The organism is Brevibacterium sp. LS14 (assembly GCF_012027885.1).
In the GTDB taxonomy this organism is placed as follows: Bacteria; Actinomycetota; Actinomycetes; order Actinomycetales; family Brevibacteriaceae; genus Brevibacterium; species Brevibacterium casei.
On sequence record NZ_SJXG01000056.1, the window covers coordinates 13,976 to 39,489 of the forward strand.

Here is a 25,514-nt window from a genome sequence, read left to right on the forward strand (position 1 = left end):
AGCGGTTGCCCGGCAGGCCACGGACGGTCATGCCGTCATTCTCACACGAGCGCGCCGAAAACAACAGTGGCCTTGTCTCAACTGGCGGCTCTCAGCCGGCGGCGGGCGCATCGCACTCGGCTGCGCGCGTTCGGCCACCTCGGCGAAACACTGCGACTGCGGAACCGCGGACCCACCGGGGACGGTCCGACCGCCTCGGCGAGGGGATGGGGCTGATGCGGCCGCCTGGGCACGGTCCTACACTGGGAGGCATGAGCGAACCATCTGTCACCGTGACCGAGATCCCCGACGGCGCCGCGATCATCGACGTGCGCGAGGACGACGAGTGGGAAGCCGGACACATCGAGGGCGCGATCCACGTTCCCCTCGGCGAACTGCCCGAACGCCTCGACGATCTGCCGCTCGACGATGACATGTACATCATCTGCCGCACCGGCGGACGGTCGCTGCGGGCGACGGCGTGGCTCAACCTCAACGGCTTCGACGCCTACAACGTCGAAGGCGGTATGGGCTCGTGGAACATCGACAACGGCAAGCCCATCGTCTCGGAGACCGGCCAGGAACCCTGGGTGAAGTGAAGCGGTCGCGGCACGACGCCGCGACCCTGGACGTGGGCTGACCACCGCCTGTGACCTGCCCTCATGCATGGGCGTCTGCGTCCACGATGCAAGAACTCGGGGGCCCTGACTGTGTCGACGCGGACGCATTTGGCAAGGTAGGCATATGACTACTCGTGCCGGCCAGCTCGCCCAGGACAGGGACCTCATCGACGTCCCCGCACTCCTCGACTCCTATTACGACCTCGTTCCGGACCCTTCGGTGCCGGGACAGGCCGTGAGCTTCGGGACCTCGGGGCACCGCGGCTCGAGCTTCAATCGGGCGTTCAACGAAGCCCACATCGCCGCGATCACCGCGGCCATCGTCGACTACCGCAAGGACCACGGCGTGCGCGGGCCGATCTTCCTCGGCCGCGACACCCATGCGCTGAGCGAACCGGCGTTCCTCACCGCCCTCGAGGTCCTCGCCGCCGCCGACGTCCCCGCCCTCATCGACGAACGCGATGGCTACACGCCGACCCCGGCGCTCTCGCACGCGATCCTCGGCTTCAATGCGGGCAAGTCGATCGGCGACGCCCAGGCCGACGGCATAATCATCACCCCCAGCCACAATCCCCCGGCCGACGGCGGCATCAAGTACAACCCGCCCCACGGTGGGCCCGCCGGCACCGAGGCGACGAAATGGATCGCCGACCGCGCCAACGCCTACCTCGAAGCCGGGTGGGAGAAGATCCCGCGCACGAGCTTCCAGCGTGCCTTCCATCTCGAGAACACCGAGAACTTCGACTTCATCTCCAACTACGTCGGCGACCTCTCCTCGGTCATCGACATGGACCTCATCCGCGACTCCGGGCTGAGGATCGGTGCGGACCCGCTCGGCGGGGCGAGCGTCGACTACTGGGCGGCCATCGCCGAGGACTTCGACCTCAACCTCACCGTCGTCCACCCCGAACTCGACCCCACCTGGTCGTTCATGACGCTGGACTGGGACGAGAACATCCGCATGGACTGCTCATCGCCGTTCGCGATGGCCGGGCTCATCGCCTCCCGGAACGACTACGACATCGCCACCGGCAACGACGCCGACGCCGACCGCCACGGCATCGTCACCCCCGACGCCGGGCTGATGAACCCCAACCACTACCTCGCGGCCGCCATCGACTACCTCCTGGAGAACCGTCCCGACTGGCCCGCCGAGGCGGCCATCGGCAAGACGCTCGTCACCTCCTCGATCGTCGACCGGGTCGTCGCCGCCCACGGGCGCCGCCTCTTCGAGGTCCCCGTCGGCTTCAAGTGGTTCGTCCCCGGCCTCCTCGACTCGACCCTGGCCTTCGGTGGTGAGGAATCCGCCGGTGCATCCTTCCTTCGCCGAGGCGGCAAGGTATGGTCGACGGACAAGGACGGCATCATCCTCGCCCTGCTGGCCTCCGAGATGACGGCGAAGACCGGGCAGACTCCGTCGCAGCGCTATGCGAAGCTCGCCGAGAAGTTCGGCACGAGTGCCTACGCCCGCCAGGACGCGCCGGCCAACCGCGAGCAGAAGGCCCGCCTCGGCGCCCTCGAACCCTCGCAGGTCACCGCATCGACGATCGGCGGGGAGGATGTCACCTCGGTGCTCACCTCGGCACCCGGCAACGACGCCCCGATCGGCGGGCTCAAGGTGACGACCGACAACGCCTGGTTCGCCGTGCGACCGTCGGGCACCGAGGACGTCTACAAGATCTACGCCGAGTCCCTGCGCGACGAGGACCACCTGCGCGCCGTCCAGCACGATGCCCGCAGCCTCGTCGACGGGGTGCTCGGCAAGCAGCCGCAGGGGTGAGGCTCGGACGCTAGGGCCTGCGGAATACTCTCGCCTGGTTCTCCGTTGACTCATTCAATCGTCAACTAGGAGGCAGTCATGCAGGCCAGGAATTCCCTTCGCTCGATCAAGAAGCAGCCGGGTTCGCAGGTCGTCCGTCGTCGCGGACGCACCTACGTCATCAACAAGCTCAACCCGCGCTTCAAGTCGCGCCAGGGCTGATCAGCTGAGACATGCAGAAGGGCGCCGGTTCCCATCTCGGGAACCGGCGCCCTTCTCGTGTGCGGTCGTCGGCGAGACGGCCCAGGACGTCCCCGCGGGGACGTCTCTCACTCTGCTGCCGCGTCGTAGGCGTCGCGGTTGGCAGCGATCTCGGCCGTGTGGGTGGCCGCCCATTCGGCAAGTGCGAGGACGGCGGGCACGAGGGACAGGCCCAACGGCGTCACCTGGTACTCGACGCGGGGAGGGATCTCCGCGAACATCTCCCGCTCGACGAGACCGTCGCGCTCGAGCTGACGCAGCGTCTGCGTGAGCATGCGCGACGAGATCCCCGGAGTCATCGACTTGAGCTCGGAGAACCTCCGCGGACCCTCCTGCAGCATGCCGATGAGCATCATCGACCACTTGTCGCCGACGCGGGCGAGGATCGATCGGAACACCTCCGGGTCGACGTTCGGACCCTCACAGATCGCCTCCATGCGCGGTTCGTCGACGCCTCCACGGGCATCGTTCCTCACTGATGGGTCAGTCATCGCCTTACTCTCCTCCCCGCGCACTGCCGACTCGCCTCGGTGCGGCGGCCCTGTCGTGCCCCTCCTCACCGAGGCGACCCACCCCAGAGATCGTCCCTGGCCAGGTCAAATGGTTACCTCCGTGTGACTCGGTGACGTTGCTGTGCGTGCCACACCCTGCGGAATAATTACCGACGGTATCTAGGTTACCACTGGTAACTATTGACAGTACGAACCGTCCGAAAGGGGCACAATGCTCGTTCTCTCCATCATCACGTGGGCCCTCTCCGGCCTCCTCGCCGCACTCTTCCTCATGGCCGGCCTCGCCAAGGTGCGCAGCCCGCACAATTCGACGAAGCCGATGCCCACCCTCCTCGACTACACACCCGGTCAGGTCCGGTGGATCGGCATCGTCGAAGTCCTCGGGGCGATCGGCATCATCCTGCCCGCACTCCTCGGCATCCTCCCCTGGCTCACCGTCGTCTCCGCACTCGGGCTCGCCCTCATCCAGTTCCTCGCGATCTTCGCCCACAGGAAGCACAACGAGGCATTCACCATGAACATCATCGTTATGGTCGTCGCACTCGCTGTCGCTGTTCTGCGCATCGCAGGGGTCTGATGACGATGAGGGAATCCACTGCAGTCGACCGGGCCGCGGCCGCTGACCCGACTCCCGAGTCAGCGACCCCGCGCAAAGGCACCGGGGTGATCTGGCTCCTCCTCGGCGCCGCCTTCGTCACCCTCCTCAACGAAACGGTCATGGGTGTCGCCATCCCGCACCTCGTCACCGACCTCGGCGTCACGCTCACCCTCGCCCAATGGACGACCACGGCTTTCATGCTCACGATGGCCGTCGTCATCCCGACGACGGGCTACCTGCTCAAGCGCCTGAGCACGCGACAGGTGTTCCTCTTGGCGATGAGCCTCTTCACCGCCGGAACGCTGCTCGGCGCACTCGCACCGGAGTTCTCCGTCCTCCTCGTCGCTCGCGTCATCCAAGCCTCGGGCACGGCGATGATGATGCCGCTGCTCATGACGACGATCATGACCCTCGTTCCCGCGCACGAACGCGGTCGGTTCATGGGACGGATCACGATCGTCATGGCCGTCGCCCCGGCCCTCGGACCGACGCTGTCCGGGTTCATCCTCAACGTGCTCAACTGGCACTTCCTGTTCTGGACGATCCTGCCCGTGGCGATCCTCATGATGATCATCGGGGCGCTGCGTCTGCGCAACATCGGCGAACAGAGCCACTCACCGCTGGACTGGGTCTCCCTGCCGCTGTCCGCCTTCGGCTTCGGTGGACTCGTCTACGGGTTCAGCACCCTCGGCAGCGCCACGCCCGATTCCGCCCCTCAAGCGCTGACCGCCCTGGCCGTCGGTGTGCTCAGCCTGGGACTGTTCATCTGGCGGCAGATCGTCCTCCAGCGGGACGACCGGGCCCTGCTCGATCTGCGAGTGTTCCGGTCACGGACGTTCGCCCTGGCCATCGGCCTCGTCGTCGTGATGATGGCGGCGATGTTCGGTTCGATCATCCTCCTGCCGATCTACCTGCAGAACGTCCTCGCCCTCGATTCGGTGACGACCGGGATGCTCCTGCTCCCCGGTGGCCTCGTCATGGGCCTGGCCGCGCCGATCGTCGGTCGCCTCTTCGACCGCTTCGGTCCGCGACCGCTCGTCATCCCCGGGGCGCTCATGGCCAGTGCCGTGCTCTGGTCGCTCACCCAGCTGGACGAGAACTCACCGGCGTGGTTCGTCCTCCTCGGACACATGGGGCTCTCGATCGGCGTCGCCTTCATGATGACGCCGCTGCTCACCTCGGCGCTCGGATCGCTCACCCCGCAGCTCTACTCGCACGGGTCGGCGACGGTCGGCGCGATCCAGCAGGTCGCCGGGGCGATCGGCACGGCACTGTTCATCACCGTGCTCAGCATCGGCACCGTCCAGGCCGCCGGTTCGGGCGCGGCCTCGGTCGCCGCGCAAGCCGACGGGGTCTCGGTGGCATTCCTCGCCGGCGCGGTGCTCTCGCTCATCGCCGTGGTCGGCAGCTGGTTCGTCCGCAACCCGGCCCCGCTCGCCGCCCCAGCGTCGCCGGCCGCGAAATGAACCGGCCAGAGAGCTGAGCAGCGCAGAGCGCCCCGTCCCGGAGGAATCCGGGGCGGGGCGCTCTGCTGTGATCACCCGCCTCGGCGGGGTTCGCACGGTTCCGGACGACCGCCTCGGTGAGACTGAGCGGATGCCGCGGTACACAGCAAAAACCCGCCCCAGAATCACCTGGGACGGGGTTCGCTGTGTCTGGGAGGAATTTCGATTGCGGCCACGCGAAGACCCTAGGCCAGATGATCATCCGGTTATAGTTGCGAAATGGCCAATCCACCTCGGCTGCAGACGCCACCTTGGTCTCAAAACGACCTCAGGGCGCTCGGGAAGGCACTCCGGGATGGAACAACGCCCCCAGGCAGGGCACCAGATTATGAGGAGGTACTTGCGTGGTACCTCGACTTCTCTGGCGATGTCCTGGAGCACCTCGAGGGCCTCGATTGGTCGCCACTGGGATTGGCAGCGGCGCCCGGAACATCGCGCCCAAAGACAGTTGGCACTTTGATCGAAAAACTCCGGCGAGATCGCTCGACTCCATTGCAGAACATCGGCGACCTGGCAGGGGTTCGCATCGACGCCGATATGTCTCTTTCGGTGCAAACTGCGTTCGCTGATTCGGTCGCGGCCACAATTCGCGACGAGGTTGGTGATGCGAACGTCTTCATTAAAGATCTGCGTGGAGGCGAACACAGTGGGTATCGTGCAGTCCACGTCTTGACCAAGTATCCGGCGGGCCGATGCGAAATTCAGCTTCGAACGCAGCTTCAGAGCGCATGGGCCAACGCGTATGAACTTCTCGCGATGATTGTGGGACGAGAGATTCGCTACGGAGGTATGCCGTCAAATGCTCCCGGGCGAAGCCTCGTAGTGTCGATGCTGCAAGAATCACGGACCATCGCAGAGTTCGAGGGTCGCCTGAACCTTCTCAGTCACTTGTCTCACGTTTCCGAATCAGTCGACGAAGCCACACGCAAGATCCTGGCGTCCAAGTACAATGAAGACAAGAAGGGTGAGGAGCCGATCCTGCGGTCGTTGCACGACATGGAGCAAAGGCTACTCGCGTTAGTGAGAGGGGACCGTGATGACTAAATTCGTCCTCGCCTATAACAAGCGCACCGCTGAGCTCGTGGTTCTGGAGAAGTTCGGTGAGTCCAAGGACGCCGTCCGACGGCGTATGGAGCTGGCCGAAACTCACTTCGGCTCCGACTGGGAATTGGCGGTTCTCACGAGCCGAGATGAAGAGACTCTGCGCTCGACACATCAGAGGTACTTCGCCTCATCAGTTTGACGCATTTGACGTGCCATGAGGCTGGCCCTCACCAGGTCTGTCTACGACTCACATCCTCGAGCGAGTTCAGTCGCGTCATCAGACTGTGGTTCGACAGGTGCCAGAATTGAGGCATGACATGCATCCTGTGTGCGATCGCCAACGGGACCGAAGAGGCCGAGATCATCTTCGAAGATGACGACTGTCTGGCCATCACTCCACTGCGCCCGATGACCCCGGCACACGTTCTCCTGTTCCCGCGCGAGCACGCAGCCGATCTGCCTTCGTATCTCGACAGTTCGCCAGAGGGGGCCGGACGTCTGATGCGCCGGGCCGCTCAGACTGCGCGCACCTTGGGCTTCGAGTCTCGTGGATACCGGCTCGCCTGGAACTTTGGGCCGGACACGAACCAGAAGATCACGCACCCGCACCTTCATCTCCTCGGTGGACGGTCGCTGTCCGATCAGCTCGGCTGAAGGTTGTTGCGGCACCGGGAAGCTGAGCGGAGGCCTGCGGCACACAGCAGAACCCCGCTGCCAGGATCACCCGGAACGGGGTTCAGCTGTCACTGCGCGTCGACGGCCAGGACGGGACCGCCTCGGCGAGGGGCCGTCGGAACCGAAATGATCAGAGGTGAGCTTCGGGCGCAGACTTGACGTACTCGTCGACGGTGTCGTTCTTGAACGCGTCCTGGAGCTTCTTCAGCTCGTCCTGGTCGACGTTGACGATCGACTGACCGTCGGCCGAACGGCCGACGCCAGCGGTCGGGGACGTGAAGAACTCGATGTCGCCGGGGCGGACGTCGCGCATCGCGAACGCGGTCGAGGAGATGTACTGGGCGTTGAGACCGGAGTCGACGTACATGTACGGGGCGAACTCGGTGACCATCTCCTGGATCTTCGCCGGATTCGACAGGGTGTCGGCGGAGATGAGCTCATTGATGAGGCCCTTGATGAACGCCTGCTGATTGCGCGCGCGCTGGAAGTCGCCGTCCTTGAAGCTCTTGCGCTCGCGCACGAAGGTGAGCGCCTCGTCGCCGTTGAGGAGGTTCTCGCCCTTCTCGAACGTGTACCCGTTCTGGGTGAACGCCTGTTCGGAGTTGACCCGGACCCCGCCGAGGCTGTCGGTGAGTCCCTTGAAGCCTTCGAAGTCGATGATGGCGACGTGGTCGATGGGGGTGCCGATGAAGTCGGAGACCGTCTTCACGGCCAGGGGCAGTCCGCCGTAGGACAGTGCCGCGTTGATCTTCGCCTTGCCCTGGCCTTCGATGTCGACCCAGCTGTCGCGCGGGATCGACATGATCTGGACGTTCGACCCGTTCTCCGGCAGGTGCATGACGAGGATTGAATCCGAGCGCAGACCGCGCGAGGAGTTGACGTCGACGTCCTTCATCGGCTCGTCGGAGCCGAGGAGGAGGATGTTCGTTCCACCCTCCTCATTCTTCGCCTCGGGACGCTGCGAACCGAAGACCTGCTCATCGCTGAGCTGATTGGCGTTGTCGTCGAAGGACCGACCGACGTTCCACAGGTAGACACCGACGCCGAGGACGCCGAGGACGACGACGACGAGGACGCCGACGAGGACCTTGCGCCACACGCGCTTCTTCTTCCGCCGCGGTCGCCGGGATTCCTCACTGTCGTTGTCGTTGGTGAAGATGTCATCGAACGGGTTGTTGTCCGTCATCGGCGCTCCGGATCTGGGTTCGGGGCGGCGCAGGGGCCGGCAGAGGAGAGTGGGCAATCCCGCTCATTGTATAGGGGTCCGATGACGTCCCGATGACCCGCTCTGCCGATTCGCGTGGCCCGTCGAACCCCTGATGACAGGGCTGCTTGCCGGGTCGGGAGCCGGTTGCGGCAGGGGCCGTCAGACGGCCTGGAGGGACGAGTCGGCAAGGGGCGATGCCGGTCGGAGGACCACCTCGGCGAGGGGATGACGACCCACGGCGACGGGCACGGATTCCGCACCGAGAACAGGAGGATCCAACGGAAGAGGACGGAACGGCGACGGATCCCGGTGAGATCACAGGGTGAGATGCCACTCAACCTGCGGGATCCGCGGTTGCGGGCTGCAAGGGCAGAGTTAGACTCGTCTGATGTTCACAAACTATCGGGAAATTCTGTCGCTTCCCGGTGCTCTCAAGTTCTCCTTGGCAGGTCTTGTCGCACGGATGCCGATCGCCGTCCTCGGACTCGGGATCGTCCTCTTCATCCAAGGCGTCACCGGTTCGTACGGCCTGGCAGGCATCGTCGCCGCCGTGTACATGATCGTCCAAGCCCTTGCAGGTCCCGGGATTGCGCGCCTCGTCGACCGTCGTGGCCAGGCGAAGGTCATGGTGCCCATCGTCATCACGCACCTCATCGCGCTCACCCTCCTCATCGTCTCCGTCTACCTCGACTGGTGGGTCGGTCTCACCTTCGTCTTCGCCGGCATCGGCGGCGCCACCGTCGGCTCCGTCGGATCGCTCGTGCGGTCGCGCTGGTCGCACCTCGTGAACTCGCCGAACCAGCTGCAGACGGCGTTCTCCTGGGAATCCGTCGCCGACGAGCTGCTCTTCGTCTCCGGACCGGTGCTCGCCACGGTGCTCGCAACCGCCGTGTGGCCGCCCGCGGGCATTATCCTCTCGATGATCTCCGCCGGTGTGGGATCCGCGCTGCTCTACATCCAGAAGTCGACCGAACCGCCGCCGATCGAACGGTCCACCGAGGCGAAGGGCCACGTCTTCTCCAACCCGGGGATCTTCACGATCATCATCGTCAACGTCTTCCTCGGCGTGAACTTCGGCGCCATCGACGTCATCGCCGTCGCATTCTCCGACGAGCAGGGCGTGAAGTCGCTCGCCGGCTTCCTCCTCAGTGCGTTCGCGCTCGGATCGCTCATCTCGGGTGCCATCTACGGAGCGAGGAACTGGAACTCCGCGACCCACCACCGTTTCGGGGTGACGGTCTCGCTGCTGGCGATCGGCACGTGCACGATGCTGCTCGCCCGCGACATGGTCACCTTCGGCCTCATCCTCTTCATCGTCGGCTTCACGATCGCCCCGAGCCTCGTCGGCGCGAACTCCGTCATCCAGCAGCTCGCCCCGCCGAGGCGGCTCACCGAGGCCTTCGCCTGGCTGGGCACCTCGCTCGGCTTCGGCGTCGCGTTCGGGTCGGCGATCGCCGGCAACCTCATCGACCACTACGGGGCGCACACCGCGATGCTCCTGCCCGCAGGCTGTGCGGTGCTCGGGGCGATCCTCGCGCTCTCGCTGCTCAAGCTGCTCAACCCGTCGCGGTCGAGCCACGAGGTCCGCATCGAGAAGGACCGCCGCCGGGCCCGCGTCGAGGAGTGAGGGGCGCCGGGCGGGTTTGGGAGACCGGCCTGGCGATTTGCTGGTCACTGCGCCGAGGTGGCGTGACAATCACTGGTCACTGCGCCGAGGTGGCGCGGCCGAAATCAGCCCAGCCGCCTCGGCGGAGTGACGAGCAAATCAAAGGGCACCTCGGCGGAGTGACCAGCAATTCGCTTCGTGCCCTACGGGGTGAAGCGGTAGCCGATGCCCATCTGCGTGTGGAGGTACTGCGGGCGCGCCGGATCGGCCTCGAGCTTCGAGCGCAGCTGCGACATGTAGACGCGCAGATAGTTCCGCTCCTTGCCGAACTCCGGGCCCCACACCTCGGTGAGGAGGGTCTGCGCCTCGACGAGCGCGCCCTTGTGCTTGACGAAGACCTCGAGCATCTTCCACTCGATCGGCGTGAGATGGACCGGCGCGCCCTCGACCTCGAGCAGGTGCGCGGCGAGGTCGACGACGACGCGCCCGTCCGCGGTGCGCACGACCCCTGATTCCCCCGTCCGGCCCGTCCGCCTCTCGATCGCCCGCAGCCTCGCGAGCACTTCGCCGAGCGAGAACGGCTTCGTCACATAGTCGTCCGCCCCGGCGTCGAGGGCGGCGATCTTCCCGTGCGAATCGTGCCGGGCCGAGACGACGACGATCGGCACCTCGCTCCACCGCCGCACCTGGGAGATGAGCTCGATCCCGTCGACATCGGGCAGTCCGAGATCGAGGAGGATGACATCGACCTCGGACTCGCTGAGCACCTCGTTCATCCGCCGTCCGCTGCCGGCGACGACGACATCGTGCCCCTTCGCCTGGAGGCCGATGCCCACAGCCGTGGCGATATCGGCATCGTCTTCGACGATGAGCACCCGCTTCATCGGCGGCCCTCCCCTGCCTGCAGTCGGTCATCCTCGGTCGTCGTCGCCACGTCGTCGGTCGCTTTCTCGCCGACGTCTGCCCTCACCGAGTCATCGTCGCCCGCCGAGGCGGTTCCCGCGGCGGCGCCGATGAGTTCGTCGTCCTCGCCGCCGGGCTCGTCCGCCGAGGCGGTTCCCGCGGCGGCGCCGATGAATTCGTCGTCCTCGCCGCCGGGTTCGTCCGCCGAGGTTGCGTCATCGTCCTTCCTGCAGCGCGGGAACGTGAGCACCGCGGTGAAGCCGCCTCCCGGCGTGTGCTCGGCGGACAGGTCGATGCCCATCGCCCGGCACAGGCCGAGCGCGACGGCCATGCCGAGTCCCAGGCCCTTCGCGTTCGACTCATCGAGCCGGGTGAACGGGGTGAAGATCGTCTCGAGTGCATCATCGCTCACGCCCGGTCCGGAATCGGCGATGCGGAGGTAGACGGCCTCGGCACCGGTCGAGGCGTCGATCGTCAGCGGTGCCCCGTCGCCGTACTTGAGTGAGTTCTCGACGATGTTGACGAGCACCCGCTCGAGGAGCCCGAAGTCGACGTCGACCCACGCGTCGGGGTCGATGTCGACGGTGATCTCGGGACCATAACCGTCTGCGGCACCCCGGCCCGACACAGTGCGCGAACTCGACCGGTCCGCGTTCCCGACCGACGCGGCCGCGCCACCAGCAGGCCCGACCACAGCCTCGGCCGCAGCACCCTCGGCGTCCCCACCGTCACCCCGCTCGCCCGCAGTCACGGTGCGGACGTTCTCGGCCCCCACCTCGGCGAGGGCGGAGACAACGAGATCGGACACGGGGACCGGGGACGTCGAGATCGTCACCGCACCGGACTGGATCCGGCTCATGTCGAGGAGGTTGTCGATGAGCTTCTCGAGCCGCAGCGTGCCGTTCTCGATGGTCGTGAGCATGAGGCGCTCATCGGCGTCGGAGAGCTCGATCCCGTCGAGCATGAGCGTCGATGTCGCCGCCTTGATCGCCCCGAGCGGGGTCCGCAGGTCGTGCGAGACCGCGGTGAGCAGGGCCGTGCGCACGGCGTTGCCGGCGCTGAGCTCGCGGGCCTGCGACCGGGTCGCGGCGAGCTCGGACTCCGTGAGCACCCGCAGCAGACGCCCCGCGTAGGCGTCGAGGATCCGCTGTTCGCCGGCGCTGAGCGGCTGGCCCTTGAGGAGGAGGGCGGTGTCGTCGTCGAGGTCGAAGGTCTCGGTCGCCTCGGCCCGGGTGGTCACCGGCTCCCCCGCCGAGGCGGTCACCGCCCACTCCCCTGCCTCGTCCTTGCTCAGCACGGCGACACCATCGAGGACGAAGGTCGTACGGATGCTCTCGACCATCGACTCGGGGCTGTCGCCTTCGGCGATCATCGACCGGGCGAGCTCGCTGAGCACCGACCCCTCGTGTTCGGCGGCCTGGGCCTGCCGGCTGCGGCGCGCGGCGAGGTCGACGACGGTGGCGACGGCGACGGCCACGGCGATGAAGATCGCGAGCGCGAGGATGTTCTCGAACTCGGCGATCGTGAATGATCCGACGGGATGGGTGAAGAACCAGTTGATGAGGGCGGTGCCGAGCACGGCTGTCATCACCGCCGGCCACAGCCCGCCGATGAGGGCGACGATGACGACGACGGTGATGTAGCTGAGGAAGTTGATGCTCAGCGACACCGCTCCCGGTCCGAGCGCGATGAAGAGGACGGTGAGTGCGAGTGGGGCGAGCGCGCCGATGACCCAGCCCAGTATCCGGCGCAGCTTCGAGATCGCACTGCCCGGCCGGGTCTCCCGGCGGGGCCGCCACACGCGCGCGGCTTGGGAGTGGGTGACCATGTGGACGTCGATGTCCGCGGCGGAGGCGATGACGCGGTTCGCGACCCCGGGGCTGAAGATCCGGCCGTACCAGGGGGTGCGGGAGACGCCGAGGACGATCTGGGAGGCGTTGACGGTGCGGGCGAACTCGACGAGCGCAGTGGCGACGTCGTCGCCGACGACGGTGTGCCACGTCGCATTGTTCGCCTCGGCGAGCTCGCGGGCGCGCATGAGGTCAGGGGCGGTGGCCGAGCGAGTGCCGTCGGGTTCGACGACATGGACGACGAGGAGTTCCCGGCCTGCCACCCGACCGGCGATGCGCAGGCCGCGGCGGATGAGGGTGATCGACTCGGCACCCCCGGTGACGGCGACGATGATCCGGTCGCGGGCGGCCCACGTGTCGCGGATCCCCTTGGCATCTCGGTACTCCTCAAGGCCTTCGTCGACCCGGTCCGCGAGCCAGAGGAGGGCGAGTTCGCGCAGGGCGGTGAGGTTGCCGAGCCGGAAGTAGTTCGACATCGCCGCATCGACCTTCGCCGCGGCGTAGATGTTGCCCTCGGACAGGCGGGCGCGCAGGGCGACCGGGGAGATGTCGACGAGCTCGACCTCGTCGGCGGTGCGGAGGAACGGGTCGGGGACGCGTTCGTGCTGGACGCGGCCGATGATCGAGCCGACGACGTCGCCCAAGGATTCGAGGTGCTGGATGTTGACCGTCGTGAACACGTCGATCCCGGCAGTGAGGATCGCCGCGACGTCCTCCCACCGCTTCTCCCGGTCACCGGAGCCGGGGACGTTCGTGTGGGCGAGTTCGTCGATGACGACGAGCTCGGGCGCTCGGGTGAGCACCGCCTCGGCGTCGAGTTCCTCGAAGGTCCGCCCCTGGTAGGGCACCTGGGCGCGCGGCAGGGTCTCGAACCCCTGCGCGAGTGCCGCGGTGTGGGCGCGCCCGTGGTCCTCGACGATGCCGACGACGACGTCGCGACCGGCGCTCTTGGCCCCAGCGGCGGCTTCGAGCATCGCCACGGTCTTGCCGACTCCGGGTGCGTACCCGAGGAAGACCGTGAGCTTCCCCCGCCGAGGTGAGCCCATCAGTTCTCGGGATCCGCGACGTCGACGGCGGTGCCGGGGGTATTCTGCAGGTCGTTGTTGAGCGTGACGACGTTGACCCGGGGTTCGCCGATGAAGCCGAGGATCGGCTGCTTCGTGTTCCTCTCGACCATCGTCGTCACTTCCTCCCTGCTCAGTCCCGTCTCCCGGGCGACCCGATCGATCTGCAGTCGAGCATACTCAGGACTGATTTCCGGATCGAGACCCGACGCCGAGGCGGTCACCGCGTCTGCGGGAATCCTCGCCGGATCGACGTCCTCCCGCTCGGCGATCTCGGTGCGGCGGGCGGTGATCGCCGCGACGAGTTCGGGGTTGGTCGCGGCGAGGTTCGACGCGCCCGAGGCGAGCCCGTCGTAGTCGCCGGCCGAGGGGCGCGGGTAGAACCAGTCGTCGCCGGTGACCGGCTGCGCCATGAGCGCGGAGCCGACGACCTTGCCGTCGGCGTTGCGGATCGTCGAGTCCTGGGTGGGCACGACCTGGGCGATGAGGACCATCGTCAGCGGGTAGGCGAGGCCGAGGAGGAGGGTGAAGACGAGGAGGGCTTTGAGCCCGGTGAGGGCCTGGCGGATGAGCATGGTCTGTCCTGTCTGAGTGAGGTGGGCGGAGGGCCGAGGGGCCCGGAGTGGGTGATGGGCCCGGGAGGGGCGCCGCGGCGACGTGAGACCCGGCCGCCGCGGACGGGGTTGTGGTGGCCGGTCAGAGGAACGGGCTGATGACGAGGTCGATGAGTTTGATCCCGATGAAGGGGACGATGAGCCCGCCGAGTCCGAAGATGAGCAGGTTGCGCCGCAGCAGGCTCGCCGCGCTCGTCGTGGCGAACCGCACCCCGCGCAGGGCGACGGGGATGAGGGCGACGATGATGAGGGCGTTGAAGATCACCGCGGAGAGGATCGCCGACTCCGGACTGTGCAGGCCCATGATGTTGAGCGCGCCGAGTCCGGGGAACGCGAGGAGGAACATCGCGGGCACGATCGCGAAGTACTTCGCGACGTCGTTGGCGATCGAGAACGTCGTCAGCGCCCCTCGGGTGATGAGCAGCTGCTTGCCGATGGCGACGATGTCGATGAGCTTCGTCGGATCCGAATCGAGGTCGACGAGGTTGCCGGCCTCCTTCGCCGCCGAGGTGCCGGTGTTCATCGCGACCCCGACGTCGGCCTGCGCGAGCGCGGGCGCATCGTTCGTCCCGTCACCGGTCATCGCGACCATCCGGCCCCCGGCCTGCTCGGACTTGATGAGGGCGAGCTTGTCCTCCGGGGTCGCCTCGGCGAGGTAATCATCGACCCCGGCCTCCCGGGCGATCGAGCGGGCCGTGAGCTCGTTGTCGCCGGTGATCATCACCGTGCGGATGCCCATCTCCCGCAGCTGGGCGAAGCGATCGGCCATGCCCGGCTTGACGATGTCGCGGAGGTCGATGACCCCAAGCACCCGGGCGGAGGAGTCCTCGATCGCCTCGGCGACGAGGAGGGCGGTGCCTCCACCGGTGTTGATGCGCTCGACCTCGGCGCTCGCCTCGGCGGGGATGTCGGCACCCCGGTCGATCGCCCACGCGATGACCTCACGGGCCGCCCCCTTGACGATCATGCGCGACCCGACTCCCTTCTCACCGGGAAGGATGATGCCGGAGAGGCGGGTGCGGGCGGAGAACGGGATGAACTCGGCGGTCGGGAAGGCCTCGAGACCTGCGGCGTCGATGCGGAAGTCGCCTTCGGCCAGGGCGACGACGGACCGGCCCTCCGGGGTCTCGTCGGCGAGTGAGGACAGGCGGGCCGCCTCGGCGATCTCCTCATCGGTCGTCCCACCGAGGGCGACGAAGTCGGTGGCCTGGCGGTCGCCCATCGTGATCGTCCCGGTCTTGTCGAGCAGGAGCGTCGAGACGTCGCCGGCGGCCTCGACGGCGCGCCCGGACTTCGCAAGGACGTTCGCGGCGACGAGCCGGTCCATGCCGGCGATGCCGATCGCCGAGAGCAGCGCGCCGATCGTCGTCGGGATGAGGCAGACGAGGAGGGCGATGAGGACGGTGAGGGACTGCGGGGCGCCGGAGAACGCCGCGATCGGGGCGAGGGTGGCGACGACGAGGATGAAGATGAGGGTGAGGACGGAGAGGAAGACGCCGAGGGCGACCTCGTTCGGGGTCTTCTGGCGGCTCGCGCCTTCGACCATCGCGATCATCTTGTCGAGGAAGGATTCGCCGGGGCTCGCGGTGATCGAGACCGTGATCTCGTCGGAGAGGACCTTCGTCCCTCCGGTCACGGCACACCGGTCGCCGCCGGCCTCGCGGATGACCGGGGCGGACTCACCGGTGATCGCCGATTCGTCGACGGTGGCTGCGCCCTCGATGACGTCGCCGTCGCCGGGGATGACCTCACCGGCGGTGACGAGGACGCGGTCCCCGGCGCGCAGCTGGGAGGCGGGGACGGTCTCCCGCTGCCCCTTGTCGAGGATCCGGGTCGCGTTCGCCGTCACCCGGGTCGCCCGCAGGGAGTCGGCCTGCGCTTTGCCGCGGCCCTCGGCGAGCGCCTCGGCGGTGTTGGCGAAGACGCAGGTGAGGAACAGCCAGATGCTGATCGCCCACGTGAACGGGGTGGGGCCGGTGATCGCGAGGACGAGGGTGACGACCGCGCCGATCTCGACGAGGAACATCACCGGGTTGCGCCACGCGACCCTGGGGTCGAACTTCTTCAGCCCGAGGAGCACGGCCTGGGTGAGCGCCGTAACCGTGATCGAGTGGCCGGTGCTCGTCGGCCGGTCGGTGGGTTCGGGTCGGTGTCCTGTGCCGGACGGCGTCGTCGGAGTGTCCTCGACGAGGCGGGAGGGCGTCGGGCTGCTGGTGAGCTTGGAGGCCTTGGTGTCGGTGCGCATATCAGAGGAGTCCTTCGTTGATCGGGCCGAGGGCGAGGACGGGCAGGAACGTCAGGGCGCTGACGATGAGTCCGGTGCCGACGGTGACCCCGACGAACAGGGGTCGGTGGGTGGGCAGGGTGCCTGGGGTCGCCTCGGTGGAGGGTTGGGCGGCGAACGCACCGGCGAGCGCAAGGACCGCACAGATCGGACCGAACCGGCCGATGAGCATCGCGAGTCCCAGGGCAGTGTTGAAGAACGGGGTGTTCGCGTTGAGTCCGGCGAACGCGGATCCGTTGTTGTTCGCCGCCGAGGTGAACGCGTAGAGGATCTCGGACAGACCGTGGGGGCTGTCGGCATTGAGGATCGAGTCCGCGGCGTTCGGCCACATCGTCGCGACCGCGGTGCCGGTGAGCACGAGGGTCGGGGTGATGAGGATGACGGCGGAGGCGAGCGTGATCTCCGTGCGTCCGATCTTCTTGCCGAGGAACTCCGGTGTCCGGCCGACCATGAGGCCGCAGATGAAGACGGCGAGGACGGCGACGACGAGCATGCCGTAGAGGCCGGAGCCGACGCCGCCGGGGGCGATCTCGCCGAGCATCATATTGAGCATGAGGACGCCGCCGCCGAGGCCGGAGTAGTTCGAGTGGAACGAGTCGACAGCACCCGTCGAGGTCAGGGTCGTCGAGACGGCGAAGAACGCGGAGGTGATGACGCCGAAGCGGGTCTCCCTGCCTTCCATCGCGGCTCCGGCCGCATCGGTGGCCGGCGTGGACAGCGTCGTCTCGGTGAGGATGACGGCGACGAGGGAGAGGACGAAGAACGAGGCCATCGCGCCGAGGATCGCCCATCCGTGCCTGCGGCTGCCGACCATGACGCCGAAGGTGCGCGGCAGGGCGGAGGGGATGAGGAGGATGAGGAAGATGTTGGCGAGGTTGATGAGCGGGCTCGGTGCCGAGAGCGGGTGGGCGGAGTTCGCGTTGAAGAAGCCGCCGCCGTTCGTGCCGAGGTGCTTGATGACCTCCTGGCTCGCGTTCGGTCCGCCCGGGATCGTCTGCGTCACCTGTGATCCGCCGGCCACGGTCTGGACGACCTGGTCCGGGGTGAGATTCTCGATGACGCCGAAGCCGATGTAGATGAGTGCGAAGACCACCGAGACCGGCAGGAGGATGCGGAGGACGGTGCGGGTGAGGTCGACCCAGAAGTTGCCGATGAAGAGCGAGCGCTGCCGCATGACCCCGCGGATGAGGGCGACGGCGACGGCGATGCCGACGGCGGCGGAGACGAAGTTCTGCACGGCGAGGCCGGCCATCTGGACGAGGTAGCCCATCGTCGCCTCACCGGAGTACGACTGCCAGTTCGTGTTCGTGACGAACGAGACCGCCGTGTTGAACGCCTGATCGGCGGTGACGGCGGGCTTGCCGTTGGACAGGGGCAGGAACTCCTGGAGCCGCATGAGGCCGTAGAGGACGAGTATCGAGACGAGGGAGAACCCGAGAACGGAGAGGAAGTAGGTCTTCCACCGCTGCTCGGATGAGGAGTCGACGCCGGTGAGACGGTAGAAGAGCCGCTCGGCCTTCGTGTCCTTCGTCGAGAGGAAGACGCCTGCCATGTAGTTGCCGAAGGGCACATGGACGGCGGCGAGGACGGTGAGGACGAGGAGGATCTGCGTGATGCCGGTGAACCAGGTCATGCGCGTGCCTCCCCGCTCGTGTCCGGGGTGGTGGGGGTGCCGGGAGTGCTGCCGGTGGTTCCGGGCGTCGTGCCGGGGGTGCTGCTCGGGTCGGTGATGCGCGCGGTCGTCGCGCTCTCAGCGGTGACCTTCTCGAAGACCTTCGCCAGGGCGGCGAGCCCAGCGACAGTCGCGACGGCGAGCAGCAGGTAGAGGAGATCGGCGAAAGGAGCGTCCATACGGTGTGGCCTCGTTCTTCTCATGCGGGTGGGTCAGTGCACGACGGCGCGGTGCGCCGCTGTGCGGTACTCCCCCATCACACACGTCTCCCGAGGTCACGGACCCGGATCCTAACGCGGTCTTAACACCTCCTAACGCACTTTTGACACCCCGATGAGGCGGTCGCCCCCACAGCAGCCCATTCAGTGGTCACTCCCCCGAGGCGGTCGGATTCGGTGGTCACTCCCCCGAGGTCGGGGACGCGATTTCGGCCCGACCACCTCGGCGCGGTGACCACCGAATGGGAATGCAGCTCACTCGTCACCGGAAACGGGAGGGACGAGGCGGTCGGCCAGCCAGTCGGCGACGACGTCGGTGCGTTCGTCGCTGTCGTTGTAGATCGTGTGATCGCCGCCGGGCCATTCGACGAGCAGCGCATCGCCGCAGGCGTCGAGGAACGGCGTCTGATCCTCCTTTTCGACAATGGGGTCAGCCCCGCCGTGGACGACAAGGAGAGCCCCGGCGATCGTCTGCGACCCGGGGTCGAACGCGAGACGGGCGAAATTCGCCTCGAGGGCAGCTTCATCGTCGCTGCCGAGCATCGCCGCCGCCTGCTCCCGGAAGGTTCGGAACGGCAGGAGGCGCGGGGTTGCAAACCCCCCGTTGACGACGGTCGCCGTGATCCTGTGGTCGGCTGCTGCGGTGAGTGCGGCGAAGGTCCCGCCGAGGCTGTTGCCCCAGATCCCGATGGGTGCACCCGCGAGGTCGGGGTGGGTGCCGAGGACGTCGACGAAGCGGCTGAACGCGGCCGGGACATCGCAGTCGAGGTGGATGCCGGAGACGAGACGGCTCTCCCCCTGCCCCGGGCCCTCGGCCATGAGGGTGGCGATGCCGCGGGCGGCGAGCGCGTCGCTCATCCGGTAGTACGTCGCACCCCAACCGCTCTGCCCGCCGAAGACGATGACGCTCGCCAGCGGGTCGACGGGCGTGCGCAGCCACCCGACGAGCACCCCGTCGCCGAAGCTCGCTTCGACGCGGCTGAGTCCGGACCCGGGGATCTCCGTGATCGCGGTGAGCGCGGCGCGAGCCTGGGCATAGAGTCCACGCTTGCGGCGGCCGTCGGGCACCGGCATCTGCGCGAAGAGGAAGTCCGCCGCGGCAGCGCGGTAGGCACGGATCGCGGTGAGGTCGTTCCCCCGTGCCGCCGCGTCGCGACCTCGGTCGAGCTGCACCTCGCCGAGGTGCTCGAGAGTCTCGTCCCAGCCGACCCCCTCATCGGTGGCTGCCCGGAGGCGGCTGACGTCGCCGTAGAGGACGCCGCCGTCGAGGAGTCTCTGCACCGGCATCGCCCGCCAGTGGGCGTCGAGCTCCGCGTGCGGATCGGTCTGAGGGTCAGGCTCGGCGACAACGTACGGCTTCCTGCCCGTGAACAGTTCTCCCGTCATGCCGACACCACTGTCGCCTCTGCCCCGGCGGTCTCAGAGTTCTGAGCACGTGGGGTTGGCACGCGCGGAGTCTGCGCACCCAGGGCCTGTTCACGCCAGGCCCGCGCGCCCCGCAGCTGACCGAGCAGTTCATCGACGAGGCCGGGCACCTCGGCCATCGACCCCGTGCCGAACACGACGAAGTCGGGCCGGGCGACATACGCCTCGGCGCCGATCGCGGCGAAATAGTCGCGGTACGTGCCGTTGTCATCGGTGACGGACCACGGATTTCCCGGCCGTGTCGAGACGATGTCCACCCCTACCTCGGCGAGGCGATCGAACTGCGACCGCGAGAGCACGGATGCGGGATCACCCGAGGTGACAAGGTTGATCCGGTTGCCGATGATGTCGTCGAAGAGCCCTGTCCGCCAGTCCTTCGTGATGACTCCCTGAGGGGAGAGCGTGCCGGCGAACGGCTGCTCACCGGGCGCGAGATACCCGGCGTCGATCGTCGGGAACGGCGGCGGTGGGGGCGCGGTTCCAGTGCGGAACGCCTCGTCGCGGGCCTTCGCCGCATCGACGTCGCGGAGGTTGGCGATCTCACCGAGGGCGACACTGGTGGCCTGGATGACGGCGACGTGGGGGCGGCGTTCGGCTTCGTACGTGTCAAGGAAGGCGTCGTCGGCGAAACCGCGGAGGACAAGGTCGAGCTTCCACGCGAGGGTGAGTCCGTCGCGCATGCCCGAGCACGCGCCCTGCCCCATGTAGGGCGGCATGGTGTGGGCGGCGTCGCCGATGAGGAACGCCCGCCCCTCGCGCCACCGCTGCGCGGTCCGGGCGGAGAAGACGTAGACGATCTGGCGGAGGATGCGCACGTCGTCGGGACCGAGGCCGTGACGCTCGCGGAACCACCGCCACGCGTACTCCTCCGTCGCCGCCTCCTCCAGGCTCTCACCTGGGAGGACGGCGACCTCGAAGCGGTGGCGACGAGCCCCGATGGGCATGAACATGTTCGGCCGGACTGGGTCGCAGAACTGGGTGCTCACGGCGAAGCGCTCGGGCAGCTCGCGCAGCTTCTCCGTGTCGAGGTTGAGCCACACATCGTTCGATTCGAGGTCGTCGCGCTCGATGCCGAGGCTCGTGCGCACGAAGCTGTTGGCGCCGTCAGCGCCGACGATGTACCTCGCCGTGACGGTGCGGTCATCCGGGTGCGTGCCATCGGATCCGTCTCCGGGCTGACCGGTCTGTCCCTGTCGGTCCTTCGACCACGGACGGATGCGCAGGGTCACTTCGTCCGAGTCCTGGCTCAGGTGCACCGCCTGCCAGCCCTGGAGGACGTCGACGGTGTCCTGGCCACGGATGTCGGCGTCGATCGCATCCTCGATGTCGGGCTGGTACATCGTGTAGTGCGCCGCGTAGCCCGAGGACTCCCCCGACCAGTCGACCGTGAGCAGCGTCTCGCCTTCCCCGTTGCGCCAGATGTACTCGCTCGCCGGTTCGCTGCCCTGGAGGGCCCGATCGACGTCGCCGACGTTCTGGATGATGCGGGCGACTTCGCCGTCGATATGAGTGAGCCGGGGCAGGCCGTAGAGGGACGCCCACCGTTCGACGGCGAGGACGCGGTGGCCGCGTCGGCCCAGCGCCGAGGCGAGGACGAGCCCCGATGGTCCGTATCCGACGACGATGACGTCGTAGGTGTCGGATGAGGCAAGGTCGCCGCATGGGCGGGGGATGCTCTCTGCGGGGAGGGAACTGCGTTCCGTGGGGTCAGGGGTGGCGGCGATCATGGGCACTCCTTCGTGACTGAGATCGAGATCGGTCCCATCACGGTAGGAGGCAGACCCGCGCGCGGCGACGCGATTCGCGACACGAGCATCCGATAAGCGACATGACTTCTTGCCCGTTCCGCAGTCCGCGGTCGGCGGCTATCGTGGGGGCATGACCGGGGTGATGAGGCCAGGAAGCGTCGACGAGTTCGAACGCTTCGTCGGTCGATCGCTCAGCCCACACCGGCTGTTCGAGATCGACCATCGATGCTTCGTGCCCGATGTCTGGTCGATGCGTCTCGGACGACTCAGCCTCGTCCAGTTCTCCCTGGGCACCGACGCGGAGGTCGACATCCCCGAACACGCCGACTACATCGACGTCGTCGTCGCTCGCCGAGGCGGGGCCGAGATCGCGATCGGAGCGGAGACCGTCCCGGTCACCGCTTCCGGCACGGCCGCGATCCTCGTTCCGCAGGCCAGAGTCCGCATGGCCCTGCAGCCCGACTACGACCAGATCCACCTGCGCATAGACGAGTCGGTGCTCCGGGCCCACAGCGAGACCCTGCGACCAGCGGCTGGTCGCTCTCCGATGCGCTTCCGCTCCCACGCCCTGCCGCTGAGTGCAGGGTTCGGCACGTGGCTCGGGGTGCTCGAGGGCCTCGTCGCCGACGGCCGTGCCGGTCAGGCCGTGGCTCCGCTGCTCACGCCTACGATCGAGGATCTTCTCCTCACCCAGCTCGTCGTCGGCCACCCGGACCTTGCCGGAGAGTCCACGAAGGAATCGGACTGGTCGACGACGCCGAAGCGGGTGCGCAGGGCGCTCGACTTCATCGCCGACCACCTCGGCGAACCAGTGACGGTGACCGAGATCGCCGAGGCGGCGGGACTGAGCGTGCGCACCCTCCAACGCGCGTTCCGAGAGGAGCTGGGCACCTCACCCGTCGAGCACCTGCAGCGTCAGCGACTCCACGCGGCCCGATCCGACATCCTCAGCGGAGACGAGACGATGAGCGACATCGCCTTCCGGTGGGGCTTCTCTCACCCGTCACGGTTCGCCGCTGCCTACCGCCGTCTCTTCGGTGAGCTGCCCTCACAGACGCGCGCGCAACGCTAGGGCGCCCGGACGACAGAACGCCCGGACGCGTCCGCCTCACTCGACGAGTTTGCCCTCGACGCTGATCTCCCCGGAGTGCATGAGCGCTGCGACCTCGGGGTCGACGGCCGGGATCGTCTCGCGGACGACTCCGGTCGCAGGCGACCACACGAGGTTGACGGTGAGCTCAGGGTCGAGCTCGGGGTAGTCGCTGCGGTTGTGGCAGCCGCGGGTCTCCCGCCGCTCGAGCGCGGACTCAAGGGTCGCGCGGGCCGCGAGCACCGAGGATCTGAGGTCGAAGGCGTGCGCGAGATCGGAGTAGCCGGCGATGTCGGGGTGGATGCCGACGTCTGCCATCCGCGCTTCGATCGCCGCGAGCTTCTCGAGTCCCGCGAGCAGTCCGGCCTCGTCCCGGACGACGCCGGCGTGCTCGGTCATGAGGTTGCGGACCTCGCGCTGCAGGGCCCGGACGTTCTCCGCCCCATCGGAGGCGAGCAGGTCATCGATCTCCGCCCGCGCCTCGGCGAGGGACTCCTGCGAGCGCACCTGAGCCTCGAGCTCATCGGAGTAGGCGATCGCCGACTGCCCGACGATCCGGCCGAAGACGAGGAGTTCGATAAGGGAATTGCCGCCGAGGCGGTTGGCCCCGTGGAGGCCGGACGAGGCCTCGCCGATCGCCCACAGTCCCTCGACGTCGGTGCTGTGGTCGACGGGATCGACCCACACCCCGCCCATCGAATAGTGCGCGGTCGGAGCGATCTCGATCGGATCCTTCGTGATGTCGAGCATCTGGGTCTCCATGAGCGTCTGGTAGACGCGCGGGAGCCGGGACATGATCGTCTCGCGCGGCAGGTGGGAGACGTCGAGCCAGACCCCGCCGTTCTCCGTGCCCCGGCCCTCGGCGATCTCCGTGTACGCGGCGAGCGCGACCCGGTCGCGGGTGGACAGTTCCATCCGCTCGGGATCGTAGCGCTCCATGAACCGCTCGCCGAGGGCGTTGCGGAGGATGCCGCCCTCACCGCGGGCGGCTTCGGAGACGAGCGTGCCCGCTGCGTTCTCGGGTTCGAGGATGCCCGAGGGGTGGAACTGGACGAGTTCGGCGTCGCGCAGGCGGCCTCCGGCTTCGACGGCGAGGCGGAAGGAATCGCCGGTGTTCTCATCGCGGCGTGAGGATGTGCGGCGCCAGATCCGGTTGTGACCGCCGGCGGCGAGGATGACGGCGTCGGCGTGGATGCGGTAGCGGGTGCCGTCGACGAGGTCGAAGCCGTAGGCGCCGAAGATCCGACCGTCGGCGGTGAGCAGCTTCGTGATGTAGACGGTGTCGAGGATCGGGATGTCGAGCTCGGCGGAGCGATGGATGAGGGCGCGCTGGATCTCCAGGCCCGTGTAGTCGCCGGCGAAGGCGGTCCGCCGCCATGTGTGAGCGCCGAAGAAGCGCTGCGAGATCCGGCCGTCGTCCTCCTTCGCGAAGTCCATCCCGTAGCGCTCGAGGTCGGCGATGCCCTGCTCGGCACCCTGGGTGACGATCTCGACGGTGCGCGGGTTGGCGAGGTCGTAGGATTCCTTGATCGTGTCCGCGGCGTGCTGCTGCCACGAGTCCTCGGGGTCCATCGTCGCGAGAGCGGCGTTGATGCCGCCGGCGGCGAGGGAGGTGTGGGCGTCGTCCTTCGGCCGCTTGCCCACGGCGATGACGTCGACGCCGGATTCGGCGACCTCGATGGCCGCCCGGAGACCGGAGCCGCCAGTGCCGATGACGAGGACGGAGGTCGAGAGAGCGTGTTCTCTGGTGCGGGCGTTGCCCTGTGTTCTGCTCATGCCTTCCACGTTAGGATCGCCTACACGATACGTCCAATGCATTGTTTGACTCAACACAATAGCAATAGACTATGGTCATGAATCTCGAACAGCTCGCAAGCTTCGTCGAGGTCGCCGACACCGGGCACTTCACGAAGGCCGCCGCGACCCTCCATCTCGCGCAGCCCTCCCTGTCCCGGCAGATCTCGACCCTGGAGAAGGAGCTCGGGGCCGAGCTCTTCCATCGCGCCCGCGGCCACATCACCCTCACCGCGGCCGGTGAGGCGCTGCTGCCGACCGCGCGGAGGATGCTCGCCGACGCCGAGGCGATCCGCCTCGACATGGACGAACTCGCCGGTCTGCGGCAGGGTCGGGTCCGTCTCGGGGCGACTCCGACCCTGTGCGTGAGCCTCGTCGCCGAGGCGCTCAGCCGCTTCCACGCCGAGCATCCCGGCATCGAACTCGAGGTCATGGAGAAGGGCTCGCGCGAACTCGTCGAGGCCCTCGGGGCCGGGCAGCTCGACCTCGCGCTCATCACCCGGACCTTCGACCTCGGGGCGATGACCCCGCGCCTGCACATGCAGGAGGTGCTGCGCGAAGACCTCGTCGTCATCGCCGCCGCCGACGCACCGGAGGCGGTCGACGCACCCGGAACCGCGGATACGGGCTCGGCATCCGCGCCAGCCCTCGGGGACACGATCACCCTCGCCGAGGTGGCCCGCCGCCCCCAGGTCGTCTTCCACCACGGCTACGACCTCCGGGAAGCCACCTCGGCGGCGTTCGAGGCGGCGGGACTCACCCCCGACGTCGTCGTCGCAGGGGTCGAGATGGATGCGGCGATCCGCTTCGTCGAACGCGGACTCGGGATCGCCATCGTCCCCGCGATGGTCCTCGTCGACCGGCCACGGCTGCGCTCGGTCCGCCTCGTCGACCCCGGGCTCTCGCGCACCGTCAGCCTCGCCCAGCGCGCGGACGTACGGCCGACTGCGGCCGCCTCGGCGATGGAGAGGACGGTGCTGAGCACGGCCTGGGCACTCGCCTCGGCGGACTCGGAGCTCTCTCGGTACGTACGGCTCGAGGGATAGGGCGACGGGGTCGGGTGAGCGGTCTCCACCCGGATCTCCA

General features: G+C 67.8%; 22 protein-coding genes. 11 read left to right on the forward strand and 11 right to left on the reverse strand.

Annotation, left to right across the window (positions count from 1 at the left end):
- The first annotated feature begins 251 nt into the window (after positions 1–251).
- From EZE58_RS12805 to ykgO, 3 genes are all read left to right on the forward strand, one after another.
- Positions 252–578, forward strand: a complete 327-nt coding sequence (locus EZE58_RS12805; protein ID WP_009377292.1) for a rhodanese-like domain-containing protein — start codon at positions 252–254, stop codon at positions 576–578.
- 145 nt (positions 579–723) lie between these two features.
- Positions 724–2,379, forward strand: a complete 1,656-nt coding sequence (gene pgm, locus EZE58_RS12810) for a phosphoglucomutase (alpha-D-glucose-1,6-bisphosphate-dependent) (protein WP_101624401.1) — start codon at positions 724–726, stop codon at positions 2,377–2,379.
- 78 nt (positions 2,380–2,457) lie between these two features.
- On the forward strand, positions 2,458–2,580 hold the full coding sequence (gene ykgO / locus EZE58_RS12815; RefSeq protein ID WP_009377295.1) for a type B 50S ribosomal protein L36: 123 nt from the start codon (positions 2,458–2,460) through the stop codon (positions 2,578–2,580).
- A 107-nt stretch (positions 2,581–2,687) separates the two neighbouring features.
- On the opposite strand, the gene EZE58_RS12820 is transcribed toward ykgO, so the two are convergent.
- Positions 2,688–3,110 (reverse strand): helix-turn-helix domain-containing protein, encoded by a 423-nt coding sequence (locus EZE58_RS12820; protein ID WP_223289975.1) that lies wholly within the window; start codon positions 3,108–3,110, stop codon positions 2,688–2,690.
- Between the two features lie 232 nt (positions 3,111–3,342).
- Here EZE58_RS12820 and EZE58_RS12825 point away from each other — a divergent pair, with 232 nt between their 5' ends.
- The 5 genes from EZE58_RS12825 (at position 3,343) to EZE58_RS12845 (ending at position 6,932) form a co-directional block, all read left to right on the forward strand.
- On the forward strand, positions 3,343–3,708 hold the full coding sequence (locus tag EZE58_RS12825; protein WP_009377301.1) for a DoxX family protein: 366 nt from the start codon (positions 3,343–3,345) through the stop codon (positions 3,706–3,708).
- A gap of 5 nt (positions 3,709–3,713) precedes the next feature.
- On the forward strand, positions 3,714–5,195 hold the full coding sequence (locus EZE58_RS12830; protein ID WP_197464193.1) for an MDR family MFS transporter: 1,482 nt from the start codon (positions 3,714–3,716) through the stop codon (positions 5,193–5,195).
- Between the two features lie 258 nt (positions 5,196–5,453).
- Positions 5,454–6,278 carry a hypothetical protein gene (locus EZE58_RS12835; RefSeq protein ID WP_081590981.1) on the forward strand — a complete coding sequence of 275 codons (825 nt, stop codon included), beginning with the start codon at positions 5,454–5,456 and terminating at the stop codon, positions 6,276–6,278.
- Positions 6,271–6,477 carry a hypothetical protein gene (locus tag EZE58_RS12840; protein WP_009377306.1) on the forward strand — a complete coding sequence of 69 codons (207 nt, stop codon included), beginning with the start codon at positions 6,271–6,273 and terminating at the stop codon, positions 6,475–6,477. Before EZE58_RS12835 ends, EZE58_RS12840 begins: the two co-directional genes overlap by 8 nt.
- A 113-nt stretch (positions 6,478–6,590) precedes the next feature.
- A complete protein-coding gene (locus EZE58_RS12845; protein WP_009377308.1) occupies positions 6,591–6,932 on the forward strand; it encodes an HIT domain-containing protein in 342 nt (113 codons plus the stop codon).
- Between the two features lie 151 nt (positions 6,933–7,083).
- On the opposite strand, the gene EZE58_RS12850 is transcribed toward EZE58_RS12845, so the two are convergent.
- Positions 7,084–8,139 carry an LCP family protein gene (locus EZE58_RS12850; RefSeq protein ID WP_009377310.1) on the reverse strand — a complete coding sequence of 352 codons (1,056 nt, stop codon included), beginning with the start codon at positions 8,137–8,139 and terminating at the stop codon, positions 7,084–7,086.
- Positions 8,140–8,548: 409 nt separating this feature from the next.
- Here EZE58_RS12850 and EZE58_RS12855 point away from each other — a divergent pair, with 409 nt between their 5' ends.
- The gene (locus tag EZE58_RS12855; RefSeq protein WP_040341563.1) at positions 8,549–9,787 is read left to right on the forward strand and encodes an MFS transporter; all 1,239 of its coding nucleotides are present in this window, start codon (positions 8,549–8,551) and stop codon (positions 9,785–9,787) included.
- A 182-nt stretch (positions 9,788–9,969) separates the two neighbouring features.
- Here EZE58_RS12855 and EZE58_RS12860 read toward each other — a convergent pair whose 3' ends face one another.
- From EZE58_RS12860 to EZE58_RS12895, 8 genes are all read right to left on the reverse strand, one after another.
- Positions 9,970–10,650 carry a response regulator gene (locus EZE58_RS12860; protein WP_009377314.1) on the reverse strand — a complete coding sequence of 227 codons (681 nt, stop codon included), beginning with the start codon at positions 10,648–10,650 and terminating at the stop codon, positions 9,970–9,972.
- Positions 10,647–13,565, reverse strand: a complete 2,919-nt coding sequence (locus EZE58_RS12865) for a DUF4118 domain-containing protein (protein WP_063250410.1) — start codon at positions 13,563–13,565, stop codon at positions 10,647–10,649. The genes EZE58_RS12860 and EZE58_RS12865 overlap by 4 nt, the downstream gene beginning before the upstream one ends.
- Positions 13,565–14,158 carry a potassium-transporting ATPase subunit KdpC gene (gene kdpC / locus EZE58_RS12870; RefSeq protein WP_009377317.1) on the reverse strand — a complete coding sequence of 198 codons (594 nt, stop codon included), beginning with the start codon at positions 14,156–14,158 and terminating at the stop codon, positions 13,565–13,567. Before kdpC ends, EZE58_RS12865 begins: the two co-directional genes overlap by 1 nt.
- Positions 14,159–14,279: 121 nt before the next feature.
- A complete protein-coding gene (kdpB, locus tag EZE58_RS12875; protein WP_009377319.1) occupies positions 14,280–16,442 on the reverse strand; it encodes a potassium-transporting ATPase subunit KdpB in 2,163 nt (720 codons plus the stop codon).
- 1 nt (position 16,443) lies between these two features.
- On the reverse strand, positions 16,444–18,114 hold the full coding sequence (gene kdpA, locus EZE58_RS12880; RefSeq protein ID WP_167560678.1) for a potassium-transporting ATPase subunit KdpA: 1,671 nt from the start codon (positions 18,112–18,114) through the stop codon (positions 16,444–16,446).
- Positions 18,111–18,332 (reverse strand): hypothetical protein, encoded by a 222-nt coding sequence (locus EZE58_RS12885; RefSeq protein ID WP_167560680.1) that lies wholly within the window; start codon positions 18,330–18,332, stop codon positions 18,111–18,113. The genes kdpA and EZE58_RS12885 overlap by 4 nt, the downstream gene beginning before the upstream one ends.
- A 294-nt stretch (positions 18,333–18,626) precedes the next feature.
- Positions 18,627–19,757: a dipeptidyl aminopeptidase gene (locus EZE58_RS12890; RefSeq protein ID WP_167560682.1), complete on the reverse strand. Its 1,131-nt coding sequence runs from the start codon at positions 19,755–19,757 to the stop codon at positions 18,627–18,629.
- The gene (locus tag EZE58_RS12895; RefSeq protein WP_167560684.1) at positions 19,754–21,523 is read right to left on the reverse strand and encodes a bifunctional 3-(3-hydroxy-phenyl)propionate/3-hydroxycinnamic acid hydroxylase; all 1,770 of its coding nucleotides are present in this window, start codon (positions 21,521–21,523) and stop codon (positions 19,754–19,756) included. The genes EZE58_RS12890 and EZE58_RS12895 overlap by 4 nt, the downstream gene beginning before the upstream one ends.
- A 151-nt stretch (positions 21,524–21,674) precedes the next feature.
- Here EZE58_RS12895 and EZE58_RS12900 point away from each other — a divergent pair, with 151 nt between their 5' ends.
- Entirely contained in the window at positions 21,675–22,616 is a 942-nt protein-coding gene (locus EZE58_RS12900; protein WP_082834972.1) for an AraC family transcriptional regulator, read from the forward strand.
- Between the two features lie 36 nt (positions 22,617–22,652).
- Here the strand turns inward: EZE58_RS12900 and EZE58_RS12905 are convergent, their stop codons facing one another.
- Positions 22,653–24,410 carry an FAD-binding protein gene (locus tag EZE58_RS12905; protein ID WP_167560686.1) on the reverse strand — a complete coding sequence of 586 codons (1,758 nt, stop codon included), beginning with the start codon at positions 24,408–24,410 and terminating at the stop codon, positions 22,653–22,655.
- 77 nt (positions 24,411–24,487) lie between these two features.
- Here EZE58_RS12905 and EZE58_RS12910 point away from each other — a divergent pair, with 77 nt between their 5' ends.
- A complete protein-coding gene (locus EZE58_RS12910) occupies positions 24,488–25,474 on the forward strand; it encodes a LysR family transcriptional regulator (RefSeq protein WP_167560688.1) in 987 nt (328 codons plus the stop codon).
- Positions 25,475–25,514 lie beyond the last annotated feature (40 nt).